Source organism: Microcoleus sp. EPA2 (assembly GCA_020882975.1).
Classification (GTDB): Bacteria; Cyanobacteriota; Cyanobacteriia; order Cyanobacteriales; family Microcoleaceae; genus Microcoleus.
Genome location: JAHRFD010000001.1, coordinates 53,855 through 69,818, shown reverse-complemented (window position 1 = coordinate 69,818; position 15,964 = coordinate 53,855). Strand labels below are relative to the sequence as shown.

At 48.0% G+C, this 15,964-nt stretch carries 8 protein-coding genes and 1 CRISPR repeat array; of the genes, 5 read left to right on the top strand and 3 right to left on the bottom strand.

Translation table 11 applies throughout. The annotated features are described in order from the left end of the window. The first annotated feature begins 403 nt into the window (after positions 1–403). Both AAFP14_RS00210 and AAFP14_RS00205 read left to right on the top strand, forming a co-directional pair. Complete coding sequence (locus AAFP14_RS00210) at positions 404–4,534, top strand: DNA-directed RNA polymerase subunit beta'' (RefSeq protein WP_341730335.1); 4,131 nt, start codon at positions 404–406, stop codon at positions 4,532–4,534. A gap of 762 nt (positions 4,535–5,296) precedes the next feature. Next, positions 5,297–5,881: a CRISPR direct-repeat array (repeat unit 36 nt; unit sequence GTCCCCACTCGTTGGGGAAACTAATTGAATGGAAAC). 293 nt (positions 5,882–6,174) lie between these two features. Further along, positions 6,175–6,315 (top strand): hypothetical protein, encoded by a 141-nt coding sequence (locus tag AAFP14_RS00205; RefSeq protein WP_341730334.1) that lies wholly within the window; start codon positions 6,175–6,177, stop codon positions 6,313–6,315. Positions 6,316–6,883: 568 nt separating this feature from the next. On the opposite strand, the gene AAFP14_RS00200 is transcribed toward AAFP14_RS00205, so the two are convergent. After that, positions 6,884–7,282 (bottom strand): response regulator, encoded by a 399-nt coding sequence (locus AAFP14_RS00200; protein WP_341730333.1) that lies wholly within the window; start codon positions 7,280–7,282, stop codon positions 6,884–6,886. Between the two features lie 1,260 nt (positions 7,283–8,542). On the opposite strand from AAFP14_RS00200, the gene AAFP14_RS00195 reads away from it, so the two are divergent. Further along, the gene (locus tag AAFP14_RS00195; RefSeq protein ID WP_341730332.1) at positions 8,543–11,095 is read left to right on the top strand and encodes a DNA gyrase/topoisomerase IV subunit A; all 2,553 of its coding nucleotides are present in this window, start codon (positions 8,543–8,545) and stop codon (positions 11,093–11,095) included. On the opposite strand, the gene AAFP14_RS00190 is transcribed toward AAFP14_RS00195, so the two are convergent. Beyond that, the gene (locus AAFP14_RS00190) at positions 11,082–11,276 is read right to left on the bottom strand and encodes a hypothetical protein (protein WP_341730331.1); all 195 of its coding nucleotides are present in this window, start codon (positions 11,274–11,276) and stop codon (positions 11,082–11,084) included. The genes AAFP14_RS00195 and AAFP14_RS00190 overlap by 14 nt on opposite strands. 28 nt (positions 11,277–11,304) lie before the next feature. Here AAFP14_RS00190 and AAFP14_RS00185 point away from each other — a divergent pair, with 28 nt between their 5' ends. Together AAFP14_RS00185 and AAFP14_RS00180 are read left to right on the top strand one after the other, a co-directional pair. Further along, positions 11,305–12,654 carry an ABC transporter ATP-binding protein gene (locus tag AAFP14_RS00185; RefSeq protein ID WP_341730330.1) on the top strand — a complete coding sequence of 450 codons (1,350 nt, stop codon included), beginning with the start codon at positions 11,305–11,307 and terminating at the stop codon, positions 12,652–12,654. A gap of 106 nt (positions 12,655–12,760) precedes the next feature. Beyond that, positions 12,761–12,913, top strand: a complete 153-nt coding sequence (locus AAFP14_RS00180; RefSeq protein ID WP_340522409.1) for a chlorophyll A-B binding protein — start codon at positions 12,761–12,763, stop codon at positions 12,911–12,913. Positions 12,914–13,219: 306 nt separating this feature from the next. Here AAFP14_RS00180 and rpoD read toward each other — a convergent pair whose 3' ends face one another. Beyond that, a complete protein-coding gene (gene rpoD / locus AAFP14_RS00175; protein ID WP_341730329.1) occupies positions 13,220–14,389 on the bottom strand; it encodes an RNA polymerase sigma factor RpoD in 1,170 nt (389 codons plus the stop codon). Positions 14,390–15,964: the final 1,575 nt, after the last annotated feature.

Sequence of the window (15,964 nt, the reverse complement as noted above, 5' to 3'; positions counted from 1 at the left end):
TTAATAAGGGGAGGACAAGATTTTTCTCCAAGTTCCACTTAAGAAGGGGGGGACAAGATTCTTCTCCAAGTTCCCCTTATTAAGGGACAAGATGCTTCTCCAAGTTCCACTTAATAAGGGGAGGACAAGATTTTTCTCAAAGTCCCCCTTATTAAGGGACAAGATGCTTCTCCAAGTTCCCTTTAATAAGGGGGGGACAAGATGCTTCTTCAAGTTCCACTTAATAGGGGGGGGACAAGATGCTTCTCCAAGTTCCACTTAAGAAGGGGGAGGCAAGATGCTTCTCAAAGTCCCCCTTCTTAAGGGGGATGCGAGGGGGATCGAAATATATGCAACGACGCATTAAATTGGTTTGAGTTGGTGAAAGTTTGTAAACAATTTAGGTAATTTAAGGGTAAACAAAATGGCAATGGATAAGGGTATTGTTTTTCACAATGGTGTTGTGGATAAGGGCCGTCTTAAGAGGTTGATTTCTTGGTTTTTTACGCATCATGGTACGGCGCGGACGGCGCAGATGGCGGATAAGTTGAAGGATTTGGGTTTTCGGTTTGCGACTCGTGCGGGGGTGTCTATTAGTGTGGATGATTTGCAGGTGCCGCCTTCTAAGCGATCGCTGTTGGATGCTGCGGAGGAGGAGATTCGGATTACGGAGCAGCGGTATACTCGCGGGGAGATTACTGAGGTGGAGCGGTTCCAGAAGGTGATTGATACTTGGAATAGTACGTCGGAGGATTTGAAGGATGAGGTGGTGAAGAATTTTCGGGCGACGGACCCTTTGAATTCGGTTTATATGATGGCTTTTTCTGGGGCGCGGGGGAATATTTCTCAGGTGCGGCAGTTGGTGGGGATGCGGGGGCTGATGGCGGACCCCCAGGGGGAGATTATTGATTTGCCGATTAAGACTAATTTCCGGGAGGGGCTGACGGTTACGGAGTATATTATTTCTTCTTATGGGGCTCGGAAGGGGTTGGTGGATACGGCTCTGCGGACGGCGGATTCTGGGTATTTGACTAGAAGGTTGGTGGATGTGTCTCAGGATGTGATTGTGCGGGAGGTGGATTGTGGGACGCAGCGGGGGATTCGGGTGCGCGCGATGATGGATGGGGCTACGGTGTTGATTCCGCTGAGGGAGAGGCTGCTGGGCCGGGTGTTTGCGGCGGATGTGATTCATCCGATTACTGGGAAGGTTGTGGCTTTTGAGAATGAGCTGGCGGTGCGGAATCAGCCGATTACTGAGGAGTTGGCTTTGGAGATTGGTAAGTCTGGGGTGACGGAGGTGTTTTTGCGATCGCCTTTGACTTGCGAGGCTACTCGTTCGGTTTGTCAGTGTTGCTATGGCTGGAGTTTGGCACACTCGAAGATGGTGGATATGGGGGAGGCGATCGGGATTATTGCGGCTCAGTCTATTGGGGAACCGGGGACTCAGCTTACTATGCGGACTTTCCACACTGGGGGGGTGTTCACTGGGGAGGTTGCTAAGCAGGAACGGGCTCCTTTTGCTGGTGTGGTGAAGTTCAAGAATCTGCGGACTCGTGCTTTCCGTACTCGCCATGGGGAAGAGGCTCTGGTGGCGGAAAATAGTGGCAAGTTGATTTTGGAGGGGGAGGGTTTTGAGGAAGGAAAGTCTGGGGCGAAGAATCAGAGGCTGAAGATTGAGCTGGCGATCGCTCAGGGTTCGACGGTGATGGTGAAGGATGGACAGCGGGCTAAGCCTGGTCAGATTTTGGCGGAAGTCCCGATCGCGGGGCGGGCGGCGAAGAAGACTACGGAGAAGGTGACTACGGATGTGGCTTCGGATTTGGCTGGGGAGGCGAAGTTTGCTGACATTATTCCAGAGGAAAAGACCGATCGCCAGGGTAATACGACTCGGACTGCTAGTAAGGGGGGGTTGGTTTGGATTCTTTCTGGGGAGGTGTATAATTTGCCTCCGGGGGCTGAGCCGGCGGTGAAGAATGGCGATCGGATTCCAGCCCAGAGCGTGATTGCGGAGACTAAGTTGATTTCGGAACATGGCGGGGTGGTGCGGATTGCTGATTCTAGGGAGATTGAGATTATTACGGCTCAGGTGTTGTTGGATCAGGCGGTGGTTCGGGCCCAGAGCATTGGGGGTCGGGAGCATTACATTATTGAGACGGCTTCTAATCAGCGTTTTTCTCTGAAGACTACTCCTGGCAGTAAGGTGATTAATGGGGAAGTGGTGGCGGAGTTGCTGGATGATAGCTATCGCACGGCGACTGGGGGTATTGTGAAATACGCCGGGGTGGAAGTGCACAAGCGTGGGAAGGCGAAGCTGGGCTATGAGGTGGTGAAGGGTGGTACTCTGCTGTGGATACCGGAGGAGTGCCATGAGGTGAATAAGGATATTTCTCTGCTGTTGGTGGAGGATGGGCAGTATGTGGAAGCTGGGACTGAGGTGGTGAAGGATATTTTCTGCCAAACCAGTGGGGCTGTGGAGGTGACTCAGAAGAATGACATTTTGCGGGAAATTGTGATTAAGCCTGGGGAGTTGCACGCTGTCGATCGCCCTCTGTTGGCTCTGGGTGAGGGGCAAATTGTGAATGCGGGTCAGGAGGTTGTGCCTGGTTTGATTGCTGGGGAGTTGGCCTATGCGGAATATATCGAGACACCGGAGGGTCCTGCGTTGTTGTTGCGGCCTGTGGTGGAATTCCCTGTGCCCGATCGCCCTCCCGTGCCTTCGCAGACGGCGCTGAATGAGTCTATTGCTCTGCGGGCGGTTCAACGGTTGCCCTATAAGGATGGGGAGCGGGTGAAGTCTGTGGATGGGTTGGAGTTGTTGCGGACTCAGTTGATTTTGGAGATTGGGACTGATGCTCCGCAGTTGGCGGCGGATATTGAGCTGTTGCCGGATGAGGTGGATGCTGTGGCTTTTGGGGCGGATGGTTCTGGTCCTGGGTGGCAGTTGGATGGGGCGGAGTCTGATGGGGCTCTGGCGATGCTGGATGAGGATGGGGAAGGGCGATCGAAGCCGATGCGTCTCCAGTTGGTGATTTTGGAGTCTTTGGCTTTGCGCCGGGATGTTTCGGCGGACCCAACTCAAGGGAGCACTCACACCAGATTGTTGGTGGAGGATGGTCAAGAGATTGCGCCTGGGGCTGTGGTGGCTCGGACGGAGATTTTGTGTAAGGAGGCGGGGACTGTCCGGGGGATTCGGGAAAAGATTGGGGAGCCGGTGCGCCGACTTTTGGTGATGCGGGATTCGGATGCGGTGACTGTTGATGTGGCTGGGGTTCCCCAGGTGAGTGCTGGGGAGTTGTTGGTGGCTGGGACTGAGGTGGCTCCTGGGATTTTTCTGCAAGAGTCTGGTCAGGTGATGAAGGTGATTTCTCCAACTACTGAGGGGGGGTCGGCTCAGATTTTGTTGCGGATAGCGCGTCCCTATCGGGTTTCGGCTGGTGCGGTGCTCCATGTGGATGATGGGGATTTGGTGCAGCGGGGCGATAATCTGGTGATTTTGGTGTTTGAGCGGGCGAAGACGGGGGATATTATCCAGGGTTTGCCGCGGATTGAGGAGTTGCTGGAGGCTCGGAAGCCGAAGGAGGCTTGTATTTTGGCGAAGCGTCCTGGGGTGGCTCAGGTGGAGGCTGATGGGGATGTTGTGGAGTTGCGGGTGGTGGAGGATGATGGCCGGATTGAGGAGTATGCTTTGCTTCCTGGTCAGAATCCGATTGTTTCTGATGGACAGCGGGTGGGTGCTGCGGAGGCGCTGACTGATGGGCCGGCGAATCCTCATGAGATTCTGGAGGTTTATTTCCAGGTGCTGAAGGAGCGGAAGCCGACTTTTGAGGCGGCTCTGGAGAGTTTCTTGCAGGTGCAGACTTTGTTGGTGAATGAGGTGCAGGCGGTTTATCAGTCTCAGGGGGTTGATATTTCTGATAAGCACATTGAGGTGATTGTCCGACAGATGACTAATAAGGTGCGGATGGAGGATGGGGGTGATACTACTATGCTTCCTGGGGAGCTGGTGGAGTTGCGGCAGGTGGAGCAGGTGAACGAGGCGATGTCGATTACTGGTGGTGCGCCGGCGGATTATGTTCCTGTGTTGTTGGGTATCACTAAGGCTTCTTTGAATACTGATAGCTTTATTTCGGCTGCTTCTTTTCAGGAGACGACGCGGGTGTTGACGGAGGCTGCGATCGAGGGTAAGTCTGATTGGTTGCGGGGGCTGAAGGAGAATGTGATTATTGGGCGTTTGATTCCGGCTGGTACGGGGTTCAATGCCTATGAGGATCAGCTAAGTGCGGATATTTCGCTGGATGGTGGGGTGTTTGATGATGAGGATGTTCGGGGCTTGCCGGAGGGCGGGGTGCTGGACGATCGCTCGGCTCGTCGTGCTTATGCGATCGAGTCTGGGTTTGGTGTGGGTTCTGGTTCGGATGTTGAGGCGGATGATGAGTTTGAGGAGGAGGTTGAGGTTGGGGATGATGATTTTGTGGCGGATGGGGATGATGATGCGATGGGGGCGATGGGGGATGATGACTTCGAGCTTGGGGATGACTATGACGACGAGGACTAATGTGGTTGCCTAGTTATTCTTTTTCAAAAGCGAAACGGGTTTCGTTTTTGGGAAAGGAATAGGAAGCGCATCCCGATCGCCCACAGGCATTCAAAGCCCCCCCGAACTCGCGGGGGGGTAGTTGGGGGACAGGTGGGGACTTGGGGTGTGGGGGCACCGGTGACAAAAGCACCTGGATCAGTGATTATTTAGCTGGTGTTGCGAGGCTGGCGGTAAATTGGCTGAAACGACTTTTTTGCGTCGTGACCCTCGCAGGCTTACTGGGTAAGGGTTTCATGGATTTTTGTGGAGCGAACACAGGTGTTAAATCCAAGAAAAAGATCTGACCCTCGCAAATGGCCTCTGGACACCTTGCGCTGTATGGGGTGTATAGTGGAGGAGTCCCCACTCGTTGGGGAAACTAATTGAATGGAAACAGGGCACATAGATTAACCCACTCACGGTATACCATGGGGCGTCCCCACTCGTTGGGGAAACTAATTGAATGGAAACAGCCATTCATCAAGCTCATTGAGCTCACCGATGGGTCCCCACTCGTTGGGGAAACTAATTGAATGGAAACCAAAAAGTTCGGCTTGTGAAATTGGAATATATTTTAGGCTGAGCAAAGTCCCCACTCGTTGGGGAAACTAATTGAATGGAAACAGGTGGATAATCCACACGAAACAACTTGATTTGATGTTCGACTCCGGGAGGTAAAGGGGGTTTGTTTTGCATGGGACTTGTGAAGCGATTAGCTAGGCAGGAATTACCTGCCTAGCTGGTCCCCACTCGTTGGGGAAACTAATTGAATGGAAACCCCTAGTATTTCCTTGCGGACGATCGACCACAGCGTGGTCCCCACTCGTTGGGGAAACTAATTGAATGGAAACTTCCAAGCCCACCAGCGCCCGTCTGCACCTTGCATGATGCGACCGTTCCCAGTCCCCACTCGTTGGGGAAACTAATTGAATGGAAACATGTCGCCAACTTGAGCTTCTGTTGTAGCGTCAGACCAGATTGTGTCCCCACTCGTTGGGGAAACTAATTGAATGGAAACATTATGTGGTACGGTTAGCCTTTAAGGGGCGGGCCCTTTGTCCCCACTCGTTGGGGAAACTAATTGAATGGAAACTGACCATCTGGGTACTGATTCTGTTGGACAGTGGGAATTATTGTGGTCCCCACTCGTTGGGGAAACTAATTGAATGGAAACGTAGTAGCTTAGTTGTCGGCGACTACTTGTATGCAGCACACAGCAAGGTCCCCACTCGTTGGGGAAACTAATTGAATGGAAACGTGACAAAAAACTCCGCACGTCTGTTGCGGAGTGTCCCCACTCGTTGGGGAAACTAATTGAATGGAAACTCATAGCGACTGCTTCTCTTTTCCCCAACAAACAGCACTTAACGAAGCAAAAAAGTGCTAGAAATGGAACCCCGCTAATCAACCAAGCAAATCCGAATTAAAGCCTTTGATAGCAGTCGGTAGCTTTCGATCGGGATCTTTCTTGTTGATAGCGATCGTGTTTTGAATCATTCGTCAAATTCTCTGCAAGAAGCGAAACGAGTTTCGTTTTTGAGTTTGTCCAGTAACTTGTCTACTGCATCACTGGACAAGCTAGAATTGTCTAGTGGACAAACCTCACCAATTATCAAAAAATGACTGAATTCCACGCTGTGTCGGATTTGCAGCATCGTTACGGACTCGCAAGCCGTCAAGCTGTGTACGATCGCCTCGCTGCTCTCAAAATTAAACCAGTCAGTCGCGGCAAATTGTCCACTGAGCTTGACTACACTTAAAATATTTAATCAAACAGCCCTAGGACTAAGGATGTCAAGCAAAGTCAAACACGGCTAGCTCTATGGGCCAATCATATAAAATCCTCTCTTCATCGGAATGATTAAACTCTCTCTTCTCTTGCTTCGTGTACTACCCTACGGGAACCCCTGCGGGGAACGCGCCTTTTCGGTTAAATCATTCCGATACAACCGGAATTGATATCATTTTGTGTCTTTTTGTTGATGGCTGTAGGTGATTTTTTTTGAAGCTGTTTTTTTGAGGCCAACTGCGAGCTGGAACTGTAAAGGTTCTAGTTTGCAGTTGGCTTGTTTTTGGTTAGTTTTAGGATTGACCCGATGGCGATTGTTTTTGTTGGGAGATTGGCAGGGTTGCTGAAACTGGAGGCTGCGATCGCCTCTGTTTTGTGCTTCCTATCAATCCGGGGGTTTCGCCTTTTTTTTGGTTTGGGTAGTTGGTTTTTTGCCCTCTGTGGTTAATAAAGGGCGGGTTTTGTTTTTGGGAGTTGCTGTTGCTTTTTTCCTTGGTTTTTTGCTGTTTTTTGTTTGAGTTGTTTTTTGTTGGTTGTGGCTATTCTTGGGGCAGCAGTGCTTTAATTTGGTCAACAAATAGCTGATGGTCTACTACTGGTTTGGATATGTAGCCATCTGCACCGCTCTGATCCAGAAAGGTTTCCCTATCTCCTGCCATGGCATGAGCTGTGACTAGGATAATTGGCAAGGAAGCAGTTTGTGGGTCTGCTTTGAGCAGTTGGGTGATTTTGATGCCATCAACGGCTTTTCCTTGGTATACGCTACGTGAAAGGGACACATCCATCAAAATTAAGTCTGCTTCGCCTTTTGAAGCGATTTGCATGACTTCTTCGACGTTTTCTGTGTGTTTTACAGCCAAGCCTCCTCGCTTGGTTAAAATTTTAGAGAAGACTCTAGCATTGACTAAATCGTCCTCTACAATCAGAACGGTTTTCATAAAAGTATTCGGTAAGTGAAAGGCTCAGTATTCTGAGATGGGAGCAGAAAATATCCTTTGGGACCCCTGGGCCTCCTCGAAAGTTCGATCGGGCAACGCTAGTTTTGGGGCATGGTTACGCGAGGGGGTATCGCTAAGAGTGGTTGTAAAAAAAAAGCCACTGTGAATCTTTTGTTTGTGGGTTAGACAATTTCCCCTAGTTGTTGTGAAGTAGGCATCGAGCGGGTTGTTTGCAGGCTTTTGAGAAAACATGGATGTTTGCAGATTCTGTTGGGTAAGGGCGTGCTTTTTTTGCCCGATTTGTGATGGGTAAATTTCAGCTACTCTCGAACTCATGGCAGATTCTTTCTCTCACTCTAAAGCCCTGCTTGTGCGATCGCACTACGGTTTGCTTGCTCGTTGGAGGCTTTTGGTGGGTTAGTGCCAGACTGGACTTGGTTACTTGAGTTGCGCGATCGCCCTTGCAATGTTACTTCAATAGTTTTAAGACTATTGAATTGCCGGCGACAGAGCGGGGAAGTAGCGTTTCTTTCCCTTTTTGTCTCGGCTCAAGTAATTCCTCTTTTTACCAAGGGGTCTGGTCAGTTTTGCTGGTGGGAGGTTTTGTCTGTCAAGTTCAGTCTTTTTAGGGCTTGGTTGCAGGTTAGTAATTATGGAAAGTTGAGCATTTTTGTAGTTTTAGTCCAAAGGGAAATCAGGTACAGGGGTTTTCCCCCTCAAATCATGCAGTGTTTTTAGTGCCGTAGGCCGGGAACTCTGCAAAACCCGTATTTGATCAAGTGTTGGTTTCCTACTTGCTCTCAGAATCAAGCAATGTTTAGTCCTGCTGGTATCACTGATGTTGGCCTAGTCACCAATCAGTTTTACCCCAGTATCGTTCCATTAGTTATGGACTTGTGTTTTAGGTTTGTCAGATAGGCTGAATAAATCCACGGGTACTAAAAAATTTTAGCCGAGGCAGTCTGTGCAAAAGCGAACTCCAAGAAATTTTTGTCACATATCGTGTAAATAAAAAGGTAGGCGCCATTGAAGGCAACATAGAGGTTAGGGTAAGAGTGGAGGGTAAAAAGCAAGTGTTGCCAGTCTTCGGCAGTCTTATTCTTTTTTCATAAGTTAAGTTGATTTTTATCCCCCTGATTGGCGGCTTTGTCGAACTTTCAGTTCCAATAGCGACAAACAGTTTTCACGCTTAGATAGGCAAGCATTACCGGCCCCTTGACTCTTGCCCTAGCACTCAGGAATTAACGGACATAAGGACTCATGGCTAAACAACTCAACCTACTTTCCGGGCAAGTAATTTCTACGGCTTTGCACGCCGAGATGCAGCAATCGTACCTTGAATATGCCATGAGTGTGATCGTCGGGCGAGCTTTGCCTGATGTCCGCGACGGTTTAAAACCCGTTCACCGCCGAATTTTGTACGCGATGCACGAACTCGGTCTGACTCCAGACCGACCCTACCGCAAGTGTGCCAGAGTAGTGGGAGATGTTTTAGGAAAATATCACCCCCACGGCGACCAATCGGTTTACGACGCTTTGGTGCGTATGGTTCAAGAGTTTTCGAGCCGCTATCCTTTACTGGCGGGTCACGGCAATTTTGGTTCGGTGGACAATGATCCGGCTGCTGCCATGCGCTACACCGAAACCAGACTGGCTTCGATCGCTCATGAAGCCATGCTAACTCAGGTCGGTGATGCCACTGTTGATTTTACTGCTAATTTTGACAGTTCGCAGCAGGAACCTACGGTTTTGCCTGCCCAATTGCCTTTTTTACTTCTCAATGGCTGTACTGGCATTGCCGTGGGCATGGCAACTAATATTCCCCCACACAATCTGGGCGAGGTGGTGGACGGTTTAATTGCTTTGACTGAAAACCCAGAACTCTCGGATCAGAAGTTGCTGGAACTAATTCCGGGACCGGATTTCCCGACTGGTGGGGAAATTATTGCTACAGAGGGCATTATTGATGCCTACACTAAGGGGCGAGGTAGTATTGCCGTCAGGGGTGTGGTTCGGGTGGAGGAAGTGCCTGGTAATCGCAAAATACGCACTAAAACGGCGTTGGTGGTGACGGAATTTCCTTTTCAGGTGAATAAGGCGGCTTGGATTGAAAAGGTGGCGGATTTGGTAAATTCTGGCCGACTTGATGGGATTGCTGATTTGCGGGACGAAAGCGATCGCGAGGGTATTCGAGTGGTGGTCGAACTCAAGCGGGAATCTAACCCAGAAGCAGTTCTAGCTCGTCTTTACCAACAAACTGACTTGCAAACTAATTTTGGGGCGATTTTGCTGGCAATTGTCAACGGTCAACCCCGACAGTTAACTCTGAGACAGTTGTTGCAAGAATTTTTGCATTTTCGGGAAGTGACTCTCACCCGTCGCTACAATTACGAGTTGGAGGTGGCCCAACGTCGCTGTCACATTGTCCAAGGCTTAATGTTGGCTTTGACAAATCTTGATGTGGCGATCGATATTCTCCGCAATGCTCCCGATGGCACCACTGCTAAAGCCAATTTCCAAGTTCGGCTTAATTTGACCGAAAGTCAAGCTGATGCGATTTTGTCGATGCCGATGCGTCGGCTGACTGGTTTGGAAAGGCAAAATTTGCAGTCTGAGTTGGATGAGTTGATGGTAAAAATTCAAGAATTGCAGCGGCTTTTGGGCGACAGACATGAACTTTTGAAGGCTTTAAAGAAAGAATTCCGATCGCTCAAACGTAAGCACGCAGACCCGCGCCGTACTAAATTGGTTAATGGCCAGGCATCTGCTGCTAACGGCCAACCAAAAAGTTCGGGTAAGCAAAAATCCGCACTCCCATCTGACACAGAATTAGCTGCGCCTCACACCCTATTTCCCCAGCCCCAGGCCGAGGAAACTATTGTTGAGTTTACTCACAAAAATTATGTGCGGCGGCTGCCGACGGCCGATCAATCCCGTCCTAAAAGTAGGGAAAAGTCGCTTCAAGCTTTAGAAAAAAATGAAGATTTTATTGTCACCGCCAGCCCGACTAGAACCGATCGCAATTTAGTCATCTTAACTCCCAGTGGTAAGGCTTATCCCCTAAAAGTGTCTGATATTCCCACTAGCACCGGGCGCGATCGAGGTACCCCCATCGTCAGTTTACTTTCGCCATCGGCTACCAAAGAAAGTGCCGGCCGCACTTTGTCCGAACTCACAGTCGCACACTTTATTTTGCCGGAAAATTCCGAAGCGACAGACTTAGTAACCTTGACTGAGCAAGGTAAAATTAAGCGCCTACCACTTTCAGAATTTGCGGATTTGACTAATCGCGGTGTGACTCTTGTTAAGCTCAAGGAGGACGATCGACTGCGCTGGGCTAGTCTTACTAAAGTCGGCGAACAAGTCGCCATCGCCACAACGGGAGGCAGAGTCCTCCGGTTTGAGGTCAATGACGAACAACTGCCACCCATGGGCCGTGCAGCCCAGGGTTCTCAAGCCACACGGCTGCGAAAACAAGAAGATTTGGTGGGTTGTGTTACTCTAGACCCCGATGACACTCTGGTGCTATTTTCGGAGTTGGGTTGGGCCAAACGGATGCCCGCGGGTTCTGTCCGACTGACTAACCGCGGTGAAATCGGCACCCAAGCTTTTCGTTTCGCAGAACCTAAAGATACTTTGGTTGGCTTGCTGCGGGTGGTTCCTGGTAGTGATGTCAAACTTTTAACTAATACTGGCAGATTTCTGCGATCGGCTACTGATGCTATTGCTTTTTGGGGCAAGGATGCTCCTGGTGAGAGAGTTTTTGACCTCAATCCGGGAGAGAAAATCATCAAAGTTATTAGTTGTCAGTAGAAGGAAGAAGTAAGAAGGAAGAAGGAAGAAAGTCCTTCGACAACGCTTGCCCAAGGGGGAAGAGGGATAAAGGAAGATATTTTGCTTTTCGGCTTTTTCCCAATTCCCAATTCCCAATTCCCAATTCCCAATTCCCAATTCCCAATTCCCAATTCTCAATTCCCCATTCCCCATTCCCCATTCCCCATTCCCTATTTGAAAATAGTTCAATGGCTAAAGTTGTCTTAGAAAATATCTACAAAAGTTTTCCACTCCGCCAAGGAGAGCAGGACAAAGAGGCAAATTATACAGAAAATCTCTCACCAGATAGCCCTCCCTCCAGGTCTAACAACGTTCTGCGGCGCATTAACTTAACTGTCGAAGATGGGGAATTTATGGTGTTAGTGGGGCCTTCTGGCTGCGGAAAAAGCACTTTGCTCCGATCGCTCGCTGGTTTGGAAACTGTGACTGCTGGTAATATCTGGGTGGGCGATCGGTTGGTTAACGATGTGCCACCTAAAGACCGAAATATCGCCATGGTGTTTCAAAATTATGCTCTCTATCCTCACTTAACTGTTTACGATAATCTCGCTTTTGGATTGCGGCGATCGGAAAGGGAGAAGAAGTCATTAGTTCTTAGTCAGCAGTCCCTAGGTAGCAATAAAAATAAACAAGAGATTATTCATCAAATTGAAAATTGGGTGATTAGTAATTTTAAAAAATATCAAGTTCAGCCTTTACTCGAAGATTTGTTAGTAGGAATTACTCGCAATTTACCCAAGGGTTTACGCTATCTTTCGGAACGGGAAAAAACTGTGGGGAAACGAGTAACTAAAGTTGCTCAATTGCTGCAAATAGAACCTTTGTTAAATCGTTTACCCAAACAACTTTCGGGAGGACAAAAACAGCGGGTAGCTTTGGGTAGGGCTATGGCTCGAAATCCTGAAGTTTTTTTAATGGATGAACCCCTTTCTAATCTGGATGCTAAATTAAGGGGGGAAACTCGATCGCAAATTGTGCAGTTGCAGCGACAATTGGGAACTACAACTATTTATGTGACTCACGACCAAACTGAGGCGATGACTATGGGCGATCGTATTGCGATTATGAATCTCGGTCAACTTCAGCAAGTAGATGTACCTCTACAGCTTTATAATAAACCTGCTAACTTGTTTGTCGCTGAGTTTATTGGTTCTCCGCCGATGAATTTTTTACCGGTGCAATTTACTGCTCCGTTATTAATTTCTCACCCTCATTTTCGCTTTACTTTACCTGATATTTGGGCAAAAAGTTTACAAAAGTATGACGGTAAATCTCTCATTTTGGGAATTCGGCCAGAACATTTGACCATTCACCCTCCTGCTACTAAAAATCTTTCGGTTCAAGTCGATATTGTGGAAGCTTTGGGATACGAAACCTATTTGCGGGTTAGTCTCACCGATGCACCAGCCCTTTGCTTGCAAGTGCGCGTTCCTCCTGAGCGATCGATCCGTGTGGGCGAGGAGTTGTGGCTGGCGATCGCCCATGATAAAATTCACCTTTTTGACCCGGAGACGGAATTGGCGATATTTCCCCGTTAGCGATCGCCAAGTTTTACCTTTTTACTCATAAGCTTGCACTTTATGCAAGCGCCTGTTATATTTATTTACATAAGCATTACAAAACTTAATTAAGGAACTTTGTACCATGCAAGAACCAAAACGTAACGCTTGGAACTGGGGCTTTAGCGAAGGAGCAGAAAATTGGAACGGTCGTCTGGCGATGATTGGTTTCTCTGCTGCTGTAATCATCGAATTGGTTTCTGGTGAAGGATTGCTACACTTCTGGGGTTTAATGTAATTCATGTTAAATACCACGCGCCGAAATCCTGCGTGTTTTGCCATCAAGGTCGCTTCTTTTTTATTCAACTTGAGCGATCGCTTGACGCCAAACATGGAACTGACTCTGGGCAATCAACTGTAGATAAGTTTAGCAAACTATTTGCCACTTAAGTCTTGCTGTCAACATCATTCCGATACAACCGGGAATGATATCATACTCGCAGCAGAAAGTCAACGGCCAACCATCAATGGTCAACCGTCAACTATCGTCGCTGAGTGCAACTGGAATCCAAATCACTCTTTTGGGTGATGCGAGATAAATACTCTAGCGGATATATTCTTTTAAGATGCTGTTCCGGTTGGGATGGCGCAACTTCCGCAAGGCTTTCGCTTCGATTTGCCGAATCCGCTCGCGAGTGACGTTAAAGATTTGACCAATTTCCTCCAAGGTCTTCATCCGTCCGTCATCTAAGCCGTACCGCAGTCGCAACACATCTCGCTCGCGCGGGCTGAGGGTATCTAAAACGCTTTCTAAATCTTCCCGCAACAAATTTTTTGAGACTTGATCTTCGGGGGTTTCTCCGTCTGATTCAATAAAATCTCCCAAACGCGAATCTTCTTCTTTACCGATGGGAGTTTCTAAAGAAATCGGCAATTGTGCTGACTTAGCAATGAAGCGCAATTTCTCGATCGTCATTTCCATCTTAGTCGCAATTTCTTCTTCCGTAGGCTTGCGACCCATTTCTTGAGAAAGAAGTTTCGTAGTTTTTTTGATCCGCGAAATGGTTTCGTAAAGGTGAACCGGTAGGCGGATAGTGCGGGATTGGTCAGCAATAGCCCTAGTAATGGCTTGACGAATCCACCAAGTCGCGTAGGTTGAGAACTTGTAACCTTTTTCGTGGTCAAACTTTTCCGCAGCCCGGATTAAACCGAGAGAGCCTTCCTGAATCAAATCTTGGAAAGACAAACCACGATTCATGTATTTTTTGGCGATCGACACCACCAAACGCAGGTTTGACTGCACCATTTTTTCCTTGGCGCGCCGTCCCACATGGAGTCGATGACGAAATGCCGGTAGCGCCATCTCGACAGCAGTCGCCCATTCATTGTCTTTGGGTTCTCGGTCTAAATCCTCTAAGAGTTGTTCTCTGACTCGCTCCAATTCTAACAAATCGGCAATTTTACGGGCCAGTTCAATCTCTTCGTCGGCTCGTAACAGCCGAATCCGACCTATTTCTTGCAAGTAAAGACGAATAGAGTCTTCAGTATAGTGCTTTTTCTTTGCCTGAGCTCGACGGCGAGCTTTGGCACCTTTGCCAGACTTGGTGTCGTCTTCCTCAGATTGAGTATCTAGAAAATCTTCTCGATCGTCTTCGTCGTCGATAAATAGTTCCAACTCGCTCTCAGGTAGAACGCTTTCGGCGTTCCGAAGCAACTCGATAGTTTCCATTTGGGGTTTGATTTTGGTTTCGAGTACGGTGTTTGCCTGGATCATGCCGCCTTCCTCATGCTCCTGAATTGAAGAATAAATAACAGTCGAATAGTGTCTGTTTGTAGTTTAGACAACTTAGCCAGTATTGACATTCCCACAGCCAGAAAGAGTGGGATTTTTTGTCTGCCAGTTATTGTCTACAAGAAATATTTTGATCTGGTCAAGCCTCCGCATCATCGGAGGATTTTTGTTTGGGTAATGTTAAGAACGTTTCTCAAGCTACCAGCACTTCCTTTACTAAATCAAGATATTTAACTGGTAGTTACTGAGTAAGGATTCCCCCATGTACCCACAGGGTGTTGTTACCTTCTTAACCTAGTCTGTGGTTAGACCTAACCGAGATATCTCTGTACAGATTTGAACTGGTTATCCAGTGTTGTCGAGTATCTCGCCCATAGCAGACATGATTGTCGCGACCTCGAATTGAGTGCTTGGCTGTTTTCTTCGCAATCTGTTACCGCACTTTCTGCGATATTTTGCCTAGAAGCTCTAACCACAGAGCCGAGGGAAGGCACTTCGGGAAATACTAACTGTTCTAATTTGGACTTCTATTTTTTACCCGTACAAGTTTCCTGGGACGGAACCCTTTAACTTTTGTTTTCCAGGTGTCGAACTTTTAGTTCGCCTGGTGCTTTCACTCTGGTAGCCAGACATAGCAGTTGGACGGCTAGTTGCGGCCTCCTTGGATGCCCGTCTGCTGCACAAAACGCAAAAGTTTGGGATCGAAGCACCAAACAGTTCAGTATTGGATCTTGCAAAGACCTTTCCGATTGTAGCCTTTCTCACAAAAATTGGAAGATATTTTCCATTCTTTGTCAGAACTACCCAAGTTTTGTCAGCTTAGTTTAACAATACGCACTAAGCGCTGATTGGGTTAAATCCTCAGAATCGTCCACAAGAACTTTGAAACTTGAGATTGGCGTGTTTTTCTGCGAGTATGTGGGTGAACGACTGCGGCGTAGCCGTCCAGACACCGAGCAGACAGTTTTTGACTGACCGGAATTCCGGCTAATGTAATCCGTATAGATGCACCCATCTTTACCCTGTTTCCCTAAATTGAATCATTCTAAATCCGCGATCGAATAAAGCTTGTAGCTTTAGTTGTGACTCGGCAACTCTGGATTAGAGACCGAAAATTACCCCAAATGAAGCGTTGCGGGTTTAGTAGTGCAACAGGGGCTTTCTTTGTTAAGTTAGCTCAAATCTCAGAAATTGGGTCTAAATTTAACGTTAAATCACATTAAGTTATTAACGTCATATTCTCATTTAAGCAGTTGCACACAAGTTTGTCTCGTCAATAGTCAAAATTATGTCGATACATTTTACTGATACTTAGCTCCCCTTGCCACTCTCCGGTCTCAACTATTCCCTGATTTTTTGACTTTTGCCACATACTTACGCGATCGCCCTCTCTCAGAATCCACACAATTTTAAATTTTCCGTCAGTATAAATTCAGTGTTTATTTAAAAAATGTAAAGATTCGATTAAGAAGCTTCCTAAATTTTAGGTAAAATTGCGCAGTTATCTGGAATCAGAGCGATCGCCTGGTAAAGTAGACAGATCCCTCGCTACTGGAT

Excerpts from the sequence above, each read along its gene's own strand:
- AAFP14_RS00210 (WP_341730335.1), top strand. The coding sequence starts at position 404 with ATGGCAATGGATAAGGGTATTGTTTTTCACAATGGTGTTGTGGATAAG.
- AAFP14_RS00205 (WP_341730334.1), top strand. The coding sequence starts at position 6,175 with ATGACTGAATTCCACGCTGTGTCGGATTTGCAGCATCGTTACGGACTC.
- AAFP14_RS00200 (WP_341730333.1), bottom strand. The coding sequence starts at position 7,282 with ATGAAAACCGTTCTGATTGTAGAGGACGATTTAGTCAATGCTAGAGTC.
- AAFP14_RS00195 (WP_341730332.1), top strand. The coding sequence starts at position 8,543 with ATGGCTAAACAACTCAACCTACTTTCCGGGCAAGTAATTTCTACGGCT.
- AAFP14_RS00190 (WP_341730331.1), bottom strand. The coding sequence starts at position 11,276 with ATGGGGAATGGGGAATGGGGAATTGAGAATTGGGAATTGGGAATTGGG.
- AAFP14_RS00185 (WP_341730330.1), top strand. The coding sequence starts at position 11,305 with ATGGCTAAAGTTGTCTTAGAAAATATCTACAAAAGTTTTCCACTCCGC.
- AAFP14_RS00180 (WP_340522409.1), top strand. The coding sequence starts at position 12,761 with ATGCAAGAACCAAAACGTAACGCTTGGAACTGGGGCTTTAGCGAAGGA.
- rpoD (WP_341730329.1), bottom strand. The coding sequence starts at position 14,389 with ATGATCCAGGCAAACACCGTACTCGAAACCAAAATCAAACCCCAAATG.